Genomic DNA, 20,009 nt, shown 5'->3' with positions numbered 1-20,009 from the left:
TGCTCCTTTCATTTTAGGGAGGATATATAATCTTGAGCAAATTATTATACCTTAAAAGGTTAGGAGTAGTTCACATAAATTTAAGTTAACAGAAACAATTTTTAGTAGAGGTGTCATTAAAAATGGTTTTATAATATTTTTTTCAAGGACTTTAAATACTCTATTATGAGGAGTAGAAATAAGGGCAATAGTATTTTATGTAGCTATTAAATTTTTATTTATATTAGAAAATGCAGCAATGTCAGGAAGAGGTATTTTTTTAATTAAAAATACCTTTAGAACAGTGTAGAGAGAAACAAGATATAAAAAGACAAACAAAAGAAACAATGATGTTTATAATTAACTATACAAATACTTCTTGAAATCTTATGTTATAGAAAAAAGAGCTTCTTTTCAGAGGCTCTTTTTCTATGTTTAGAAATATTTTGGAGAAAAAAGTTTTCATGGAATATATTGTTATTCTCTAAAATTTTTATTTTCCTTTTTAAAAAATTGATAATTATAGTGAAAGAATATAATTTTTAGAAGTAGAAAAAGAAAAAGGAGCCATGAGAGTGAGCTCCTTTTTTCATCTATATTATAAACATCTTGGGGAAAGATTTATATTATGTTTATTCTCTAATAATTTTATTTTCCTTTTTTATTTATAAAAGAAATAGAAAGTTGTCATAATGGAAAATTTATTTGGTAGCATGTAAAGCTAACATTATGTTAAAATAATTTTAGATATAAAAAATATTAATGGAGGAATAACTATGAAAAAATTAATTGTTATTTATAATTTAATTATCTGGGTTATTTTATCTTTATTGGGATTGATTGCATTGGGAAAATTTGCTCAGCTTTTTGTAAGAGATTTTTCTGCAGGAGTTGAAATTTTTATTCCAGGTGTACTAATTTTAGTTTGTGGAGTTCTATTAATAGAATATTTTTTTATTACAAGAGTAATTAAATATAATAGAATTTTGAAAAATTCTCATAAAAATAGTAAAAAATAAAAAATTATATTTAGAACAATATTAGGAATAAGCAAGAAATAAAGAAAACTAAATAAAGGAAAAAGGAGCTTTGGGGAAAAGCTCCTTTAAATATATATTAAAACATCTCGGGGAAGAGATTTCTATTAATATTATACTAATAAGTTTTTAATTTCCTTTTTTTATATAAAAATAACTATTTAAAATAAGAAATTATGATATAAATAAATAGTATTAAAAAAGTATTGTTAAAATCTAATATTCAAAATATACTTGACAAAATTCATCTAAATAATATACAATCAAAATATGAAAAGTCTCTTTAAGGATTTTTTATATTCACTTTTTCAAGTTTTGTTTAGGAAAAAGAACCAGACTGCTCTCTGGTTCTTTTTTATATGAGATATAGAAATTAATTAAAAAGAATTTATCTAAGAAAAATAGATAAATAAAAGTAATAAATTAATAATAATTGATCAATTTTTTAAGGCTATAAAAGATATGTTATAATAATTTATAAGGAACCTTTTTCTTACATCACTAACAAATTTATTTCATTGGAATAGTATACACCATAGAATTAAAGGAGGAAAAAATGAAAAAAAGAACAAAATTGAGATATTTAGGCTTTATAATTGGAAGTATTCTGTTAGTAGGTGGGTGGATAGTTAGAGGAATTGCATTCTTTCTTTTTGAGGGAACATTTAAAGAATATGTGATGAATAAAATAGGGTTTATCATGTCCACAACAAGTGTTTTTTTCCTACTTGGCGGAATTTTATTTTATGCTTTTATTGTTTCAAAAGAAGAACCTGAAGAAAAATTAGAAGATCTTACTGAAGAGCAACAAAAAGAAAAAATTAAACAAGAACTTGAAAATGCTTCATATGAAATAAAAAGTAGTGTAGGTTTTACTATAGTCTATGGATTTATGTCAATTTTAACTACATTACTAAGTTTATGCACTATTTTTATTAATAAGCTTGTTAGCCTATGGTCGGTGAGTAGTTTATTAGCAGGAATTTTCTTAAGTCAATATTATATTCGTAAAGTATTTCGTCAATTTAAATGGTTAAAGGAATATAAGAAAAAATATAAAATATAAAGAACATATTAAAATTTATTTTTAATATGTTCTTATAAAAGAAAGTATATCTAGCATATTTTAATATTGAGCTTCTGAAAGAACCATGTCTTTTCCAAATTCTCTATCCAAAATAAGAGAAATATTAACTTCAGATTTTGTATCTAAAGCAGTTCTTATTTCATCGGCTATATCCTTAGCAAAATCATTATAAGCTTTTTTATTAAAGTCTTTCCATGCTCTATCAGTGAAAAGGCTTTCTGTTTCTATAACAACAAAAGGAACTCCATTAACTATACCAATATCAATATCTTCAATCTTTAGTTTATGTGTACCATCAGTGATAAAAGAATGTTTCAATTCAATTTTTTCTTCTAATAAATCCAATGTTTTATCTCCTCCAGCAAAAGCAAAAGAAGACATAATCAACATTAATCCTATAAGTTGTTTTTTCATAAATGTACCTCCAAAGAATTAAAAGTAATATTCTAAAAAATTTAAATTAGGCCATAATTCTGCAAAATCAAGTTTAATTATAGGAATATTTGTATTTATTTTACTATTATCAAGAGTCAAAATTAGATCAGGTTTAATATTTGATGAAAAGAAACAATCCAGCTCATAACTTGAAATGATGGTTATATTATTTATTTTATAGAAATTTTGAAGATATTTTGAAACAAGTTTTCCAAGAAAATGTTTAATAGAATTATCTATTATTAAAATATTTTTTCTGCTTGTTTTTAAATTATTAGATTTCAAAATATGGTTTTTTAATAATAAAGTTATGAAAAGAAGATCATCAACATGAAACTGTCTAAATGCTTTTTTAGTGAATTCATTTACAATTTCAAAAATATCTTCACATGAATCAGGAATATGAGAAATTTTTTTCTGGTGCTGACTTATATTAAATTCAGCTTTATAATTAGAAAGCTTAAATGAATATGAAAGTATCATCAAAAAATTTTCATCAATAGTAAAGTTAATATTTAATTTTTCTTTTAAAATAGAAAGAAAATTTTCAATCTTAGATTTTAGCTTGTAATCTCCTTTATAAGTTTCAATATCAGAATCAAGAAAAACTCCTATGATCTGGTCAGTTTCATAGTCTTCAATAGGTATATGTATATTATTTAATAATTTTTCTTTAAGATTTTGATATTTTTGAAAATGAGAATTATTTTCTATTTTTAAAGAATCATCCATGAAATTTTTCCTTAATTTTCCAGATAATATAATGCCTATGATATAATAGAAACTTTCTGGAGGCAAAGTAATATTTAAATCTCTTGTGACTTCCATGAGTATTCTATCTATTAAGGCTATACTGCAATTTTCATTAAATACCTTTAAGAATTTTTGAAATATTTTATTTATATTACCTTTTTTTATCAATAGTTTTTCTATAAATTGACTGAGAAGTTGCCTCATATCAGCTTCTTTTCCAACTAAAGTAACTCCTTTACCAGCTATTGGAACAAGTTTTATATTTTTTTTAGAAAAGAATTCTTTAATATCTATCATATCATAATTAAGAGATCTTCTTGTAATTCCAAGTTCCTCGGCTATTGGGTTTAATGTTATGAGGTTATCTGTAAGTAGTTTTAGTATAATATATTCTTTTCTTTCTTCCACTGTTATGATTTCTTTAGAAATCAGATGAGAAATTAATCTGGAATCTTTATTTTTAATATAGTAAATACCATTGTTTTCTATTAATGAATTTAAATTATTGCTTTTCAAAAAAGTTTTAATTGTTTTTATGTTGTTTGCTACAGTCCTACTTGTTATAGAAAAAAAATCTGCAAGTTCATCAATTGTAAACTTATTTCCAGTGAGGAATAAGTTAATAATTTTAAGAGAACGTTTTGTTAAAATCATTATAACACTCCTCTAGTTTTTTATATTTTAAATTATTATAGAAAGAAATTATGAAAATTGAGTGACAAAAGAAAAAAAATATGATAGTATCTATATATAAATATATATAGAATGAAAAAGAGGTGGTTTAAGTGGCAGCTAAAAAAAATGAAGAAATGAGTAAGGAAAAGGCATTAGATCTAGCTATAAAACAAATATCGAAAGAATTTGGAGAAGGATCTATAATGAAACTTGGGAATAATCTAAGTATGAATGTAGAAGTTATTTCAACAGGAAGTTTAAATCTTAATATGGCATTAGGTGTAGGAGGAGTACCTAGAGGAAGAATAATAGAAGTGTATGGAGCAGAAAGTTCTGGAAAAACAACAATAGCTCTTCATATTGTAGCAGAAGCACAAAAAGCTGGAGGAGTAGCAGCATTTATAGATGCAGAACATGCTTTAGATCCAGTATACGCAAAAGCTTTAGGGGTAGATGTAGATGAACTGTTGATATCTCAACCAGATTATGGAGAACAAGCTCTTGAAATAGCAGATATGCTTGTGAGATCAAATGCTGTAGATATTATAGTAGTTGATTCGGTAGCAGCTCTTGTACCAAAAGTAGAAATTGATGGAGAAATGGGAGATCAACAGATGGGGCTACAGGCAAGGCTTATGTCAAAAGCTTTAAGAAAGCTTACTGCAACATTGAATAAATCAAAAACAACAATGGTATTTATCAATCAAATTAGAGATAAAATTGGTGGATTTGGATTTGGACCTCAAACTACAACTACTGGAGGAAAAGCTTTAAAATTTTATTCGTCAGTAAGATTAGAAGTAAAAAGAATTGGGTCAGTAAAACAAGGTGATGAAGTGATAGGGAATGAAACTGTAGTAAAAGTTACTAAAAATAAAGTAGCTCCTCCTTTTAAAGAAGCTGCTTTCCAAATAATGTATGGAAAGGGAATAACTAGAATAGGGGAAATAATGGAAATAGCCTTAAATAATGATATAGTATCTAAATCAGGAGCTTGGTTCAGTTTTGGAGATATCAGATTGGGACAAGGTAAGGAAAATGTAAAAGCAAGACTCGAAACAGAATCTGAATTATTTGGACAGATAGAGAAAAAAGTATTGGAAATAATAGAAAAAGGTGGTTTGGATACTAAACCTTCTAAAAAGAAAACTACAGAAAGTAGTGAATCTGATGAAAATGACACATTAGATTTTAATGATGATAATGAAGAAGTTACTGAATAAGAAATATAATTTTAGTAATTAAAAATAGGAGCTGATTCATGAAAATATTTAAATCTGGCAGAGGAAATTATTTATATGCTGAAGTCTCTCTTTGGGCAAGAATAAAAAAATGGTTGAGAAAAAGCAGAAAATGTAATAAAATATTATTATAATATAAAAATTATGTTTTTAAAATTCAAAACCCAAAAGGAGATGAGGTATATGGAAAAAATACTTTTAAAAAATGGGAAATTTATTATAGGAAATAGAATTATTTCAGGAGATTTATTAGTAATAGATGGTATAATAAAAAAAATAATAGAAAATGAAAATCCTTTATATGAAAATGGAATAGATTTAAAAGGAAAATATGTAGTGCCTGGATTTATTGATGTTCATATTCATGGTGCATATGGTGCTGATGCTATGGATGGAACAGTAGAAGCATTAAAAACTATTTCTTCATTTGTAGTGAAACATGGAACAACTAATTTTCTTGCTACAACTCTTACAAGTACAAAAGAAATTTTAAAAAATGTTTTAGAAAAAGTAGCAGAAGTACAAAATAAAGAATTAGATGGAGCAAATATATTTGGAGTTCATATGGAAGGACCATATTTTGATATACAATATAAGGGAGCTCAAAATGAAAAATATATGAAATCAGCTGGAATAGAGGAGATAAAAGAATACTTGAATATAAAACCAGGACTTGTAAAATTATTTTCTTTGTCACCTAAAGATGATGCTGCACTAGAAGCAATAAAATTTTTGAAGGAAAATGGTGTAATAGTGTCAGTAGGGCACTCAGCTGTTTATTTTGATGATGTGCAAAAGGCTATAAAAGCTGGATTGAGCCATTCAACACATACATATAATGGAATGAGAGGATTTACCCACAGAGAGCCAGGAGTGGTAGGAGCTGTATTAAGCAGTGATGCTGTAACGGCAGAAATTATATTTGATAAAATCCATGTTCATCCAGAGGCTGTAAGACTTTTATTGAAAGCAAAAGGTGTAGATAAAGTAGAATGTGTTACTGATGCTATGAGTGCTACTGGACTTCCAGATGGAAATTATAAACTTGGAGAGCTAGATGTTTATGTAAAAGATAGTCAGGCCAGACTTGTAAGCAATGATTCACTTGCAGGAAGTGTACTTACTCTGGATAAAGCATTTAAAAATGTTATTGAATTAGGATATAGTATTTTTGATGCAGTTAAGATGACAAGTACAAATGCAGCTAGAGAATTTGGACTTAATACTGGAGAAATCTCTGAAGGTAAGGATGCAGATTTAGTTGTATTGAATAGTGATTATTCTGTTGATATGACTTTTGTAAAAGGTAAATTAAAATACCAAGCTTAAAAAAATAAATTTAATATGAAATTATAATTTTTTTAGTAATTATATAGAAGAAAGAGAGATTGTTTTGATTTTTATGATAAAAAAAAATCTTGACAAAAATAAAAATAACATCTAGAATGAACATGAATAAAATAGATCCGGTAGGTAAGGCTACTACAGGGATATGGATTGCTGCCGCAAAATAGTGGAGACACTATGCGTTGGTTTGAACAGGCGATATCGAAACCAAGGTATCATCTAATGCAATTTCACCGCCCTGCAGAGTTAAAGCTCAAACGGTGGCATAGATCATGTTAGTGATGATTTTTGTATTTTGGGATATATCCCATACCATTGTTTTTGCTTTGGTATGGGATTTTTTTATTAATAATAATTTAGAAACTAGTGAGGTGAGAAGGATGGACACGGAGAATAGTAACAGTACAGATCTGAAAGGGCAGAGTGTGAGTAGAAGAAAGGCTGATTGTCTGTCCTTCTGCTCTATAAAAATATAAAATCTTTGTTTTTTCAGCTATGTTCTGTTATCTTCAAAAGCTTATTTTAAAAAGTAAAGGAGGAACAGACTAATGATGAAAGAAAAAATGAAAAAAAATTACCTAAGAAAAAATGTAGAAAAGGTAATTCAAAAAGATGAAGTAAATTTAAGAATGGAATATGCAGCAAATAATGAAATTGCTGATATATTAAAAAAGTTTGGAAGTTCAGCAAAAGGAATTGCGAAGGAAAGAATAAAATTTTCTAGAGAAAAATATGGAAAAAATAAGGTAACACATGGAAAGAAAAAATCTTTATTAAAAAAAATATGTGATGCTTTTATTAATCCTTTTACAGCAATACTTTTTTGTTTAGCAATAGTTTCAGGGATAACTGATATTATTATTCCTATTCATCATAATGCCCCTGAAGATATAGATATTATGACAGTAACAATAATTTTAGCTATGGTAATGATATCAGGAGCACTTCGTTTTATACAAGAGGCAAGAAGCAATAATGCAGCAGAAAGACTTCTTGAGATGATTACAACTACAACATGTGTAGAGAGAATAGAAGAAGGAAAAAAAGAGATACCTCTGGAAGAAGTTGTAGTTGGGGATATAGTGCATCTTGCAGCTGGAGATATGATTCCAGCAGATATGAGAATAATTGAAGCAAAGGATTTATTTATCAGTCAATCAGCTTTGACTGGGGAGAGTGAGCCTCTGGAAAAGATCCCAGAGACATCAAAAGAAAAGAGCCAAACTCTTACTGAATATAGCAATATGGCATTTATGGGAAGTAATGTTATCAGTGGAGCGGCTATTGGAGTAGTAATTTCTGTTGGTGATGATACTATATTTGGATCAATGGCACAATCAATATCAGAAGAACCAGTGGTTACAAGTTTTGAAAAGGGTGTAAATTCAGTTTCATGGGTACTTATTCGTTTCATGCTGGTAATGGTTCCAGTGGTATTCTTTATTAATGGAATGACAAAAGGAAACTGGATACAGGCATTTCTTTTTGCAGTATCAATAGCAGTAGGACTTACTCCTGAAATGCTTCCTATGATAGTGACTACTTGTTTGGCAAAGGGTGCAGTGTCTATGTCAAAGAAAAAGACTATAGTAAAAAATCTTAATTCTATTCAGAATTTTGGGGCTATGGATATTCTTTGTACAGATAAGACTGGAACTTTGACACAAGATAAAGTAGTATTGGAATATCATATGGATGTACATGGAAAAGAGGACAGTCGTGTATTACGTCATGCTTTTCTTAACAGTTGGTATCAAACAGGACTTAAAAATCTTATGGATGTATCTATAATTCAAAGAACAGAAGAGGAAAGTAAAGAAGAGGTTTCCTTAAGAAAACTGAATGAAATGTATAAAAAAGTAGATGAAATACCATTTGATTTTTCTCGTCGTCGTATGACAGTGGTTGTTGAAGATAGTAATGGAAAAACACAGATGATTACTAAGGGAGCAGTAGAAGAAATACTCTCTATATGTAAGTATGTAGAATACAAGGGTAAAGTAGAATTTTTGAATGAGGAATTAAAAAATGATATACTCAAAACAGTGAATAATTTTAATGAAGATGGAATGAGAGTCATAGGAGTAGCACAAAAAACGAATCCATCTCCAGTGGGGGCTTTTGGAGTAAAAGATGAATGTGATATGGTTCTTATAGGATATCTTGCTTTTCTCGATCCCCCAAAAGAAACAACAGCTAAAGCAATACAGGCATTAAAAGAATATGGAGTTGCAACTAAAATATTGACTGGAGATAATGATAAGGTCACTAGAAGTATATGTCAGAAAGTAGGGCTTAAAGTAGAAAAAATACTATTGGGATCAGATTTAGATAAAATGACTGATTATGAATTAGGGAAAGCAGCAGAAAATATAAGTGTATTTGCAAAGCTTTCACCTGATCAAAAAGCTAGAATAGTAAAAGTGCTTCGTGATAATGGGCATACTGTAGGCTTTATGGGAGATGGAATAAATGATGCAGCAGCTATGAAAGCAGCAGATATAGGAATATCAGTGGATACAGCTGTAGATATTGCTAAAGAATCAGCAGACATTATTCTTTTGGAAAAAGATCTTATGGTACTTGAAGAAGGGATAATAGAAGGACGTAAAACATATGCTAACATGATAAAATATATAAAAATGACTGCTTCATCAAACTTTGGAAATATGTTTTCAGTACTTGCAGCCAGTGCATTTATTCCTTTTTTACCTATGATGAGTGTACAATTGATATTTTTAAATTTGATATATGATCTTTCTTGTACAACAATTCCTTGGGATAATGTAGATGATGAATTTTTAAAAGTACCAAGAAAATGGAATGCATCTTCTGTTGGGAAATTCATGTTATGGATAGGGCCAACAAGCTCAATATTTGATATAACAACATATCTTGTGTTATATTTTGTTATATGTCCAATGTTTGTATCAGGAGGGCTTCCTTATCATATGATTCCAGCATCAGATGAGTCAATGAGAACTATGTTTATAGCTTTGTTTCAAACAGGATGGTTTGTTGAATCTATGTGGACACAGACACTTGTTATACATATGATAAGAACACCAAAAATTCCATTTATTCAAAGCAGAGCTTCATTATCAGTAACTTTCCTTACTTGCAGTGGAATATTATTTCTTTCGTTAATTCCGTATACGAAACTTGGAAAAATGATAGGACTTACGGTGCTACCAGCTATATATTGGCCTTTCCTTATAATTACAGTCATTCTTTATATGGTATTAGTTACATTTTTGAAGAAAATATATGTAAAGCGTTATGGAGAGCTTTTATAGAACTGAGAAAAAATATATTTCAGATTGAAGATAAACAGTCATTAATTTTTTATTTTTAATGGTTATTTGCCTTCAATCTGAATAATCTTAAAAATTCAAGGTTCTTTCTTTAAAAAAATTTTTTATCAAATTTAATACTCTTCATTCAACTATTACCTTGTAAAAATAAATTTATCTTTATCAGATAATTCATCATTAAATAGATATCTTGATTCAGAAAATTTTTTAATTTTTTCAATATCAGTTATTTTATTTTTGATGAGATAATTAAGCATGCTTCTTCTTCCTTGTTTTGCAAAACTACTCACAGATTGGAATTTTCCATTTTTATTTTCTTTAAAATCAATGTCAATTATTCTATAAGGAAATTTTTTTCTTTCTATCATTTTAGAATATTCTTCTGAGGCAAGATTTATAAGAATTTTATCAGAATCATCATGCAAAAGATTGATGATATAATCTGTAATTTCATTGTTCCAAAAAGAATATAGAGATGATGAAGCGAGTTTCATAGTCATATCCAGTCTGTATTTTCTAACTGAGTTAGATGGATGTAAAACTCCATAAAAAGCAGAAAGAATAAGTAAATTATTATTGGCATACTCAATACTTTCTTTATTATAGTTTTCCAATTCTAAATTTTTAAAAGAAACTCCATTATATAATGAAAATGCAGAGATAGCTTCAAGAGAATCAAATTTTTTTATATTTTCAAAGGTTTTCTCTAAAAGTTTACCCTTAATTTTCATAATTTCTGCAATTTCTTCTTTTGAAAAATTTTGGAGCTTTTTCAGAATTTTCTGATTTTTTTCTTTAAAGTATACAGAAGAAGAGGAAAGAGATAATATTTCATTATCTCTCATTTCTTTACTTGGTGAAAATATAATCTTCATTAGAAAAATTTCCCATTGTCACAGTAATTTTCCCCCAGAAGTGGGAAGAAGATAATACAGCAATCTTTATCACCATTTATTTTTTTTATAGCTTTTGTTAAAAATTCTCCAACTGTAGCTTTTACTTCTTGAGTTCTTTCAAACCAATATAACTCAACAAATGTATAACCATCTATAATTTTTCCATCATAGATATATTCAGTATCTGTATGTTCAATAGTAAACCAAGTTCTGTCACACTTGATTATTTCAGTAAGACCATCAATTATCTCCTTACTGTTCTCAATTAAAGCTTTTTTGTCCATCCCTCTAACTTTTAAATGCGGCATAATTTCCTCCTAAAGTTTTATTATAAAGATTCCTTTTCAGGAATCAAAGTTACATCAATGTAATTATTTAAATTTATTGCTTTTTTTGCCAATTCCATCAGATCTTTTTTCTGCATTATTTTGGCATATTCCTCTGGTGTAGGAACTTTATATTCTGGGTCAACAGTAGATTTTTGATAAAAATAATTTAACCAGAAAATATTTTCTTTCAATTCATTTTTGTATGAAAGTTCATAATTTTTTATAATACTATCTATCTGTTTTTGATTAATATCTTTATTAAGCATTTCAAAAACAGTTTTTAACACAGCACTTTTCAATTCCTCAACTCTTTTAGTATCGCAGCTGAAACTTATTATCATTCTATCTTCACCAAAATTATTTGGAGAAAGAGAAACCTTTGATGAAATAGAGTAAACTCCTCCTATTTTTTCTCTTATATCTTCAATAAGAGCTATATTTAAAACTCTTGAGAACCCATTGTATAAAATCCTTTCTTTTTCTCCATGAGTACCATTATATGGAAATATTAAAGTTACAGTAGATTTTTTATCAACACCTTTTATCACTTCTTTTTTTACTATACCTTTAGGTATATTTAAATCAAGTGGTTTAGGAGAAATCAATTTTTCACTATTGGGAAGTGAAGCAAAATATTTTTTCAGTAATTCTGGAAGTTCATTTTCATCAAATGAACCAACTATTAATAGTTGGTATCCATTAAAATCATCAAATTTATTTTTAAATATATTTAAAGCATCCTTTTTATTAATTTTTTCTAAATCTTCAAGAGATAAAGGAAGTCTCCTTTGGTTATTTCCACTATATATTTTAGAAATTTCATCGCTATATACTGCTCTTGGAGAGTTATTTCTGTTAAGTATAGCTTCTTTTGTATTTTCCATCATTGTTTTAAATATTATATCATCAATTTTAGGTTCTTTTATAGTATAACTCATATATTCTAAGGCAGGTATAAGATTTTCTTTATCTGTTGTAATAGAGAATCCCTGTTCATAGTCATTAATATATGGAGAAAGGCTGAAGTTTTTTCCTTTCATAAAGTTTTCTAAATCATTTGGGGAAATGTTAGCTGCACCAGAACTGATTACAAGATCACTGCTAAAAAGAGAATTTAGATATTCAGTATATGCATCAACAGAACTTCCTTCTTTCTTAAATAATTTTATATAGATTTTATCTTTATCAAAATCTGTAGATTTAGATAATACTTTTATTCCATTAGAGAGGGTAAAATTTCCATCAGAAGATTCAATTATTTTTCCATTTATAACTTGAATAGGAGGAAGTTCTACATTTGATGATGAAAAATCTAATAGATTATCTTTTGACTCTCTGCTTTCAGTCATTATTTTTTCAAGTTGTTTTTCATTTGGAATATCCTTTCCATTAGAAGGAGCAGTGAGAAAATAAAGAGTATCTGCACTGTATATCTCTTTCATTCTTTTATTAAGATCAGATAATTTTACATCATCTAATTCTTTTGAAAATAATTCAAATTCCTTATCTATATCTAGGAAACTATCTCCAGACATGACATATTCAACAAGAGCTTCTACATATGTTCCATGCTGTATGCTCTCTTTATTTGCAACTAAAGTTTTATAACTATTATAGATATTTTTCTTTTCTAATTCAAATTCAGTTTTATTTATTCCCTTTGCCACAGAAGTTTTTAAGGCTGCATTAAGAAGAGCTGCTCCTTCCTCTATTCTTCCATCTCTTACAGCAGCAACAGCACTGAAAATGTCACTGTGGTTATTGATGGAATATTTATAAACAAGACTTTCTATAAGAGGAGAATTGTCCAATTTACTTAGATTAGACAATCTTGTATTGAGAATATTGAAAAGGAGCTGATCTATAATACTTACTTTAATACCTTCTTCAGTATTAACTATAGTCCTGTTTAAAATTTTTGTCATATAAAAAGTATTATATGTAATTTCAGGGTCAGTAAAGACGATATATTTATTTTCAAGTTTAGCAAGTTTATAATCTTCAGGAACTGTAACTTTTTTGTCACTTGTGTAATCAAAATATTTTTTAATTATGTTTTCTACCTGAATGGGATCAAAATCTCCAACAGCTATTACAGAAATATTTTCAGGAAGATACCATCTTTCATAAAAACTTTTTAAGATTTGAGAAGTAGCTCCATTAATAGTTTCAGGAAGTCCTATTGGAAATCTGTCAAAGTATCTGGAACCACCAAATACAGCTTTCTTATGGATATCTCCAAGTCTTTGAGAAAGACCTTGTCTTAGTCTCCATTCCTCTATTATTACTTTTTTTTCACTTTCTACTTGTTCAGGGGCTAAAGTTATTTCAGTAGCCCATTCTTTAAGAACCTCAACTCCTTTTTCTATATCCTCAGAAGTAGAAGAAGGTATTTGCAATTTGTATACAGTTCTATCAAAAGAAGTATAAGCATTGAGATCACCACCAAAACTTAGACCAAGAGATTGAAGATATTTAATCATATCATTTTTTTCATATTTTGTAGTGCCATTAAAAGCCATATGCTCAAGAAAATGGGCAAGACCTTGCTCTTGCTCTTTTTCATACAAAGAACCAGCTTTTACAACAAGATTAAGTTCAGCTTTTTTTTCTGGTTTTTTATTTTTGTATATATAATAAGTTATTCCATTTGGAAGTTTTCCAGTGATCAGTTTTGAACTATTTTCCAAAGGTTTTGAAAAAATAGTTATAGAAAGTATAAAAAGTAGAGCAGTAAAGATATATTTCTTAAATTTTTGCATTAATTATCACCTCAAAAGTTGTTTTAAATATATAATAACATAATTTTACTGAAAAGAGGTTAGAAATTTTTTTCTTTTTTTCTTCAAGTTCCTCTAAAAAATGTTATAATAAATAAAGAAAGATAATTTTGATAAAATTCTAAAAAAGGAAAGTGAGAAGATGAGCTATAGAATTGTATTGATTCATGGATTTCATAGAGATTATAGAGATATGGAGCCCTTGGAGCAAAATTTAACTTCAATAGGATATAAAGTAGAAAATTTGAATTTTCCTCTTACTTTTCCAGACATTAAATTTTCAGTAGATATGCTTAAAGGTTTCCTTTTAGATTTAAAATATGGTGGACTTAGTGAGAAGGAAGAAATTGTTTTAATTGGATATGGACTTGGAGGACTGCTTATTGAAGAAACTTTAAAAGATAGGGAATCAGAGGATATTGTAGATAAAATTGTATTGATAGCTGCTCCTTTAAGAGATTCTGTTGTTCATAGAAGGTTAAAAAGAATATTTCCAATATTAGATACTATATTTAAACCATTAAAACTCTTCAAAAGAAAAAAGCGATATGAAATAGATAGAAAGATAGAAATTGGTTTAATTATAGGAACAGAGACAGAGGGAATATTTAGTAAATGGCTGGGAGAATATAATGATGGACTGGTAAATTCCAAAGAGTGTATGTTGGATTATGCAAAAGATACTCTTTTCCTTCCTCTTGTTCATGATGAAATACATAAAAAAATAGGAACAGCAAAATATATAAATAATTTTATATCAAAGGGGCAGTTTAGAGTAGACTAATTTGGAGGAAGTAAATGGAAAAAAAGATAGAAAATTATATAGAACTTACTATAAAAATAGGTATTAATCTTCAAAAAGAACAAATTTTAGTTATAAATTCTCCTGTGGAAGTTGCTGATTTTACAAGAAAAGTTGTAGAAACTGCATATAAAAATGGGGCAAAAGAAGTAATTGTTCATTGGAATGATGAATTATGTAATAAATATAAATATGACTATGGAGTAGAGGAGTTATTTGAAAGTTATCCTCAATGGCAGGTTGAATCTGTTATGGAATATATGAGAAAAGGAGCAGCTTTTTTAAGTATATATGCTTCTGATCCAGAGCTGCTGAAAAATGTAGAACAAAGTAAAATAATAAAATATCAAAGAGCCAGAAGCAGAGCATTGAAAGAATACTATGACAGGATAATGAATAATTACAATCAGTGGTGTATAGTATCTGTTCCAACTGATGCATGGGCTGGAAAAATATTTCCAGAATTATCTAAAAAAGAAAGTAAAGAAAAATTATGGGAGCTTATTTTTTCAATAGTAAGAGCTGACAAAGCTGATCCAGTAAAAGAGTGGAAAAATCATTTAAATTCATTAAAAGAGAATATGAATTATTTAAATAAGAAGAAGTTTAAGAAATTAATATATAAAAATTCCTTAGGAACAAATTTAGAAATAGGACTTCCAGAGGGACATATATGGACAGCTGGGGGAGAAACTTCTAAAGAAGGAGTATATTTTGTGGCTAATATGCCAACTGAAGAAATATTCACTCTTCCTAAAAAAGATGAAGTTAATGGAATAGTTTACAGTAGTAAACCTTTTAGTTATAGTGGAAATTTAATAGAAAAATTTTCACTTACATTCAAAGGAGGAAAAGTTGTGGATTTTTCTGCTGAAAAAGGAAAAGAAATACTTGAAGAACTTTTAAAAAGTGATGAAGGTTCATCTTATCTTGGAGAAGTAGCACTTGTTCCATATGATTCACCTATTTCAAATTCAAATACTATATTTTATAATACTCTTTTTGATGAAAATGCCTCATGTCATCTTGCATTAGGGCAGGCTTATCCCATATGTTTAGAAAATGGAAGTGAAATGAACGAAAGTCAGCTCAGAGAAAAAGGGGTAAATATTTCAATGGTACACGAAGATTTTATGGTAGGAACTTCTGACTTGGAAATAATAGGAATAGATTCTTCAGGAAATGAAACTTTAATAATGAAAAATGGAAATTTTGCCTTTACTGAGAAGTAATAAAGTGATAAAATAGAATTCCTTGGCAGGGGAATGTATAGACCAAAACAAAAATGAAGCTGATTCAATTATCAGCTTCATTTTTGTTTTATATAAATTCTTTTTCTCTTAAAAATTCTATAACCTTTTCTACTCCTTCATCAGTCGTTGAATATTGTATTTTGTGATTAAATTGGTATTTATCTATACTTTTTTGATAAAGAGGGTCATAGTATTCTTTTATCAACTCAGCAGCTAACTCTGGAAGCTTTTTATTTTCAAGTAGTTGTAAGTAGCTTTCAATATTTTTTTTAGAAGTATAACAGCTGATTTTCATAATACATTCTCTCAAAGCTTCTTCTGGAGCATCAGCATAATCCTCCATAAGAATTTCTATTCTATGTTCAGGGGTAGTTTCAGCTATTAAATGATATCCTGAAACAAGAGAATTATATACAGAATCAGGAATATAAATATTTCCTATTCTTTTACTCTCACTTTCAGCAAGGATATAGCCTTTGTCATTTGAAGCAAGAAATTCATAAAGTTCTGTTTCAAACCTTTTTTGACTTTGTTTTCTTTTCTCTCCAATAGCTCCAAAATGTGAACCCTTATGATCAGCAATTTTTTCAAGATTTAAGACAGGATATCCCATTTCATAAAGTTTGGCAAGTATTTTAGTCTTTCCAATGCCTGTTCTCCCATGAATGATGACATACTTAAACTTTTCATTGAGAATAGGTATTGTTTTATATATAAACTCTCTGTAGGCCTTATATCCTCCCTCAAGTTTTATACATTTATATCCCAAAGCCTGAAAAAGTGAGCACATAGTTCCACTTCTCATTCCACCTCTTGCACAGAAAAATACTATTTTTTTATTTTTAGAAGAAAGCTCCTGTACCTGTTTAAAAATCTCAGGAAGTCTTTTAGAAATAAAATTTATCCCCAGTTCTTTAGCAATTTCCTTTGACTGCTGTACATAAGCTGTTCCAACTATAGCTCTTTCCTCATCCAATAAAACAGGAATATTGACAGCACTGGGAATAGGTTCACTTTCAAATTCTTTTGGAGTTCTTACATCAACAAGAATGTAGTTATCCAATTTTAAAAGTTCACTATAGGTAATTGTATTCATAAAAAATCCTCCCCAAATTAATAATATATATAATATACACCTTTTATTGACTTAAAGTCAATAAAGAGTAAAATTTTAATAAAAAGTTATTATTAAAAATATGTATATATTATAATTAAAATATTAGAAAAAATAAATTATAAAAAATAATAAAGGAAAAAAAGGAGAGAAAAAGTACATATAATTGAGATAATTTAAAGTTAGAAAAAAATCAAATTCATACTATATATAGTTTTATTTGAAAATTTAAACACTATATTTTGTAAGAATTGTGCTATAATATTTTTGGTAACACATAAGGGGAGGTAGTTATGGATATTACAAGTTGGCTAGGAAAAGATAATAAGTTGGGAATGGATATTTGGGAAAAAAAGTATAAATATGATGGAGAAACATTTAATGAATGGTTAGAAAGAGTTTCTGGAGGAGAACAGGAATTAAAAGAAATGATAGCTAATAAAGAATTCATCTTTGCAGGAAGAATTCTTTCAAATAGGGGGTTATATAAATTAGGAAGAAAAATAACCTATTCAAATTGTTATGTTATAGCACCTCCAGAAGATAATTTAGAATCTATATTTGATACAGCTAAAAAATTGGCAAGAACTTATTCTTATGGTGGAGGTTGTGGAGTAGATATTTCCAAGTTAAGACCAAAAGGATCAGAAGTAAATAATTCAGCAAAATATACTACAGGGTCAATATCTTTTATGGAGCTTTATAATCTGACTACAGATATAATAGGGCAGAAAGGAAGAAGAGGAGCATTAATGATATCTATTGATATAAATCATCCAGATGTTTCTGAATTTATTTCCATTAAATCTGACCTTAATAAAATACAGAAAGCAAATATATCTGTAAGAGTAGATGCTAATTTTATGAAAGCAGTAATTGAAGGATTACAATTTGTAACTGAATTCTTAGTAAAAGATACAGGTGAAGTAATTACAAAAGAAATAGATGCAAGAAAACTTTTCAAGGAACTTGCAAGACAAAACTGGAAATTTGCTGAACCAGGGATACTTTTCTGGGATAGAATATCAAAATGGAATCTGTTAAGTGAAGATGAAGAATTTGAATATGCTGGAACAAATCCATGTGCAGAAGAACCATTACCAGCAGGAGGAAGTTGTCTTTTAGGCTCTCTTATTCTTCCAACATTCGTAGAAGGAAAGGAATTCAACTTTGACAGATTAGCATATGCTGTACAAAAATCTGTGAAAGCTCTTAATGATGTACTTGATGAAGGACTTCCATTGCATCCTCTGGAAGAACAAAGAGAATCAGTTAGAGATTGGAGGCAGATTGGGTTAGGGATACTAGGTGTGGGAGATCTTTTAATAAAACTTGGATTGAAGTATGGAGCACCTGAGTCTTTAGAATTCTGTGATAATATAGCAAAAGTTATAGTGGATAATGCACTGAAAGCAAGTGCACTTTTGGCTAAAGATTTTGGAGCATACCCTAAATATAAAGCTGATAAAGTATTGAAATCAGAATTTTTATTAGAAAATGCAAGTGTTGAAACACTTGAGCTAATAGAAAAATATGGACTTAGAAATTCACAGCTTTTGACTATAGCTCCTACAGGTTCTATAGGAACAATGCTGGAAACAAGTACAGGAATAGAACCTAATTTTGCATTTTCTTATGTAAGAAAAACAGAAAGTCTTCATGGAGAAGATGTATTTTATAAAGTATTTATTCCAATTGCTAAAAAATATATGGAAGAAAATAATCTTATGGATGAAGAAGAATTGCCAGAGCACTTTGTAACAGCTCAAAATCTGAATCCATATGATAGAATAAAAATGCAGGGAATATGGCAAAAGAGGATAGATGCAAGTATCTCTTCAACAATTAATCTTGTAAATAAAGTTTCTGTTGAAGAAGTGGAAAAGTTATATTTAGAAGCTTGGAAAAATGGTCTTAAAGGAATGACAATATATAGAGCTGGTTGTGACAGAGAAGGAATACTTACTGTAGCACCAAAGGAAAAGAAAGCAGAGGAACTGGTATTACCAACTATCCCTAGAGGAGAATTGAAGCCAATAGCTCCAGATACAATTTATTATCCAACTACCATGAGAATAGGTTGTGGAAAATTAAAAGTGATGATAGGTTATTCACCAAGTGAGAGAGCTATTCAAGACTTATATGTAATAAGAAGTGGAGTAGGTGGATGTGAGAAGAACATTCAAGCAGTAGCAATATATATGTCAGGAATACTTAGATTAGGGGGAAATTTATTTATGCTTGAAAAAGCAATAGCAGGAGTAAGTGGATGTACATCATTTGCTGTAGCTAGAAGCAAGAATCAGGAAATAAGCAAAGGAAACACATGCCCATCAGCTATACTTAATATTCTTAAGAATTTTGAAAAAGATATGGGATTAGATGCTCATGAAAAAGCTATACAAAAAATAGATGAAGAAGAAAGAAAAGAGATAGAAGAAATTAGTGAAAGAGAAGCGGATTATGTAAGTCGTTGTCCTGAATGTGGAGAAATAATAGATGTAACAGGAGGATGTTACACTTGCAGAAGCTGTGGTTTTTCTAAATGTGAATAATAGGTAATTAATAAAAGTGATTCAGAATTTAATTTTGAATCACTTTTATTTTTACTAAATTTAAAAATTTAATTTTTTTATATAGAGATAGTTATGTTTTAAAGTTTGATTATAGTTTATATAAATCTTTTATTGAAGAAAATATTTGAATTATAAATGTAAATAAAGCATAATTGTTTTAGACAATTTCCTAGTAGATTTAATATATGATGTTAGAAAAAGAATCTTTTGAGGTTCTTTTATTTTTATAAATTGACAATTTTATTTTTTATGCAACTATAGGTAGACAAAAAGTATCAAATAGTTGGTAGCATGGAAAGACAAAAAAGGATAAAATAAAATATCTTCTGAAAAGATGAATTTATGAAGTCTGGCATAAAAAAATAATTAGAATATTTTATATCTTTAAAAT

Annotated in this window: 14 protein-coding genes and 1 riboswitch; of the genes, 8 read left to right on the top strand and 6 right to left on the bottom strand. The window is 28.3% G+C overall.

Annotation, left to right across the window (positions count from 1 at the left end; all coding sequences use genetic code 11):
* Positions 1-755: 755 nt before the first annotated feature.
* Together E6771_RS10855 and E6771_RS10850 are read left to right on the top strand one after the other, a co-directional pair.
* Positions 756-998 (top strand): hypothetical protein, encoded by a 243-nt coding sequence (locus tag E6771_RS10855; protein ID WP_316091351.1) that lies wholly within the window; start codon positions 756-758, stop codon positions 996-998.
* Between the two features lie 574 nt (positions 999-1,572).
* Entirely contained in the window at positions 1,573-2,082 is a 510-nt protein-coding gene (locus E6771_RS10850; protein ID WP_316091350.1) for a hypothetical protein, read from the top strand.
* 60 nt (positions 2,083-2,142) lie between these two features.
* On the opposite strand, the gene E6771_RS10845 is transcribed toward E6771_RS10850, so the two are convergent.
* Together E6771_RS10845 and E6771_RS10840 are read right to left on the bottom strand one after the other, a co-directional pair.
* Positions 2,143-2,517, bottom strand: a complete 375-nt coding sequence (locus tag E6771_RS10845; protein WP_316091348.1) for a hypothetical protein — start codon at positions 2,515-2,517, stop codon at positions 2,143-2,145.
* 18 nt (positions 2,518-2,535) lie between these two features.
* Positions 2,536-3,945 carry an HTH domain-containing protein gene (locus E6771_RS10840; RefSeq protein WP_316091347.1) on the bottom strand — a complete coding sequence of 470 codons (1,410 nt, stop codon included), beginning with the start codon at positions 3,943-3,945 and terminating at the stop codon, positions 2,536-2,538.
* Between the two features lie 155 nt (positions 3,946-4,100).
* On the opposite strand from E6771_RS10840, the gene recA reads away from it, so the two are divergent.
* From recA to mgtA, 3 genes are all read left to right on the top strand, one after another.
* On the top strand, positions 4,101-5,189 hold the full coding sequence (recA, locus tag E6771_RS10835) for a recombinase RecA (RefSeq protein ID WP_316091353.1): 1,089 nt from the start codon (positions 4,101-4,103) through the stop codon (positions 5,187-5,189).
* Between the two features lie 201 nt (positions 5,190-5,390).
* Positions 5,391-6,536 carry an N-acetylglucosamine-6-phosphate deacetylase gene (gene nagA, locus E6771_RS10830; protein ID WP_316091346.1) on the top strand — a complete coding sequence of 382 codons (1,146 nt, stop codon included), beginning with the start codon at positions 5,391-5,393 and terminating at the stop codon, positions 6,534-6,536.
* Positions 6,537-6,665: 129 nt separating this feature from the next.
* Positions 6,666-6,827, top strand: a riboswitch (M-box (ykoK) riboswitch).
* 275 nt (positions 6,828-7,102) lie between these two features.
* The gene (mgtA, locus tag E6771_RS10825; RefSeq protein WP_316091345.1) at positions 7,103-9,850 is read left to right on the top strand and encodes a magnesium-translocating P-type ATPase; all 2,748 of its coding nucleotides are present in this window, start codon (positions 7,103-7,105) and stop codon (positions 9,848-9,850) included.
* A 152-nt stretch (positions 9,851-10,002) separates the two neighbouring features.
* On the opposite strand, the gene E6771_RS10820 is transcribed toward mgtA, so the two are convergent.
* From E6771_RS10820 to E6771_RS10810, 3 genes are read right to left on the bottom strand one after another with little or no spacing between them, the layout of a single operon-like run.
* Positions 10,003-10,743 (bottom strand): YaaA family protein, encoded by a 741-nt coding sequence (locus E6771_RS10820; protein ID WP_316091344.1) that lies wholly within the window; start codon positions 10,741-10,743, stop codon positions 10,003-10,005.
* Complete coding sequence (locus E6771_RS10815; protein ID WP_316091343.1) at positions 10,743-11,072, bottom strand: DUF1904 domain-containing protein; 330 nt, start codon at positions 11,070-11,072, stop codon at positions 10,743-10,745. The genes E6771_RS10820 and E6771_RS10815 overlap by 1 nt, the downstream gene beginning before the upstream one ends.
* A 20-nt stretch (positions 11,073-11,092) precedes the next feature.
* Entirely contained in the window at positions 11,093-13,855 is a 2,763-nt protein-coding gene (locus E6771_RS10810; RefSeq protein WP_316091341.1) for a M16 family metallopeptidase, read from the bottom strand.
* A 160-nt stretch (positions 13,856-14,015) separates the two neighbouring features.
* Here E6771_RS10810 and E6771_RS10805 point away from each other — a divergent pair, with 160 nt between their 5' ends.
* Both E6771_RS10805 and E6771_RS10800 read left to right on the top strand, forming a co-directional pair.
* On the top strand, positions 14,016-14,657 hold the full coding sequence (locus E6771_RS10805) for an alpha/beta hydrolase (protein ID WP_316091340.1): 642 nt from the start codon (positions 14,016-14,018) through the stop codon (positions 14,655-14,657).
* A gap of 14 nt (positions 14,658-14,671) precedes the next feature.
* Positions 14,672-15,907: an aminopeptidase gene (locus tag E6771_RS10800; protein WP_316091339.1), complete on the top strand. Its 1,236-nt coding sequence runs from the start codon at positions 14,672-14,674 to the stop codon at positions 15,905-15,907.
* An 88-nt stretch (positions 15,908-15,995) separates the two neighbouring features.
* Here the strand turns inward: E6771_RS10800 and mnmH are convergent, their stop codons facing one another.
* Complete coding sequence (gene mnmH, locus E6771_RS10795; protein WP_316091338.1) at positions 15,996-17,024, bottom strand: tRNA 2-selenouridine(34) synthase MnmH; 1,029 nt, start codon at positions 17,022-17,024, stop codon at positions 15,996-15,998.
* A gap of 311 nt (positions 17,025-17,335) precedes the next feature.
* Here mnmH and E6771_RS10790 point away from each other — a divergent pair, with 311 nt between their 5' ends.
* A complete protein-coding gene (locus E6771_RS10790) occupies positions 17,336-19,597 on the top strand; it encodes an adenosylcobalamin-dependent ribonucleoside-diphosphate reductase (protein ID WP_316091337.1) in 2,262 nt (753 codons plus the stop codon).
* Positions 19,598-20,009: the final 412 nt, after the last annotated feature.

The sequence above is a fragment of the Fusobacterium sp. genome, assembly GCF_032477075.1.
Taxonomy (GTDB): Bacteria; Fusobacteriota; Fusobacteriia; order Fusobacteriales; family Fusobacteriaceae; genus Fusobacterium_A.
The sequence above is the reverse complement of the archived record's forward strand: the minus strand, read 5'-3'. Positions and strand labels throughout refer to the sequence as shown.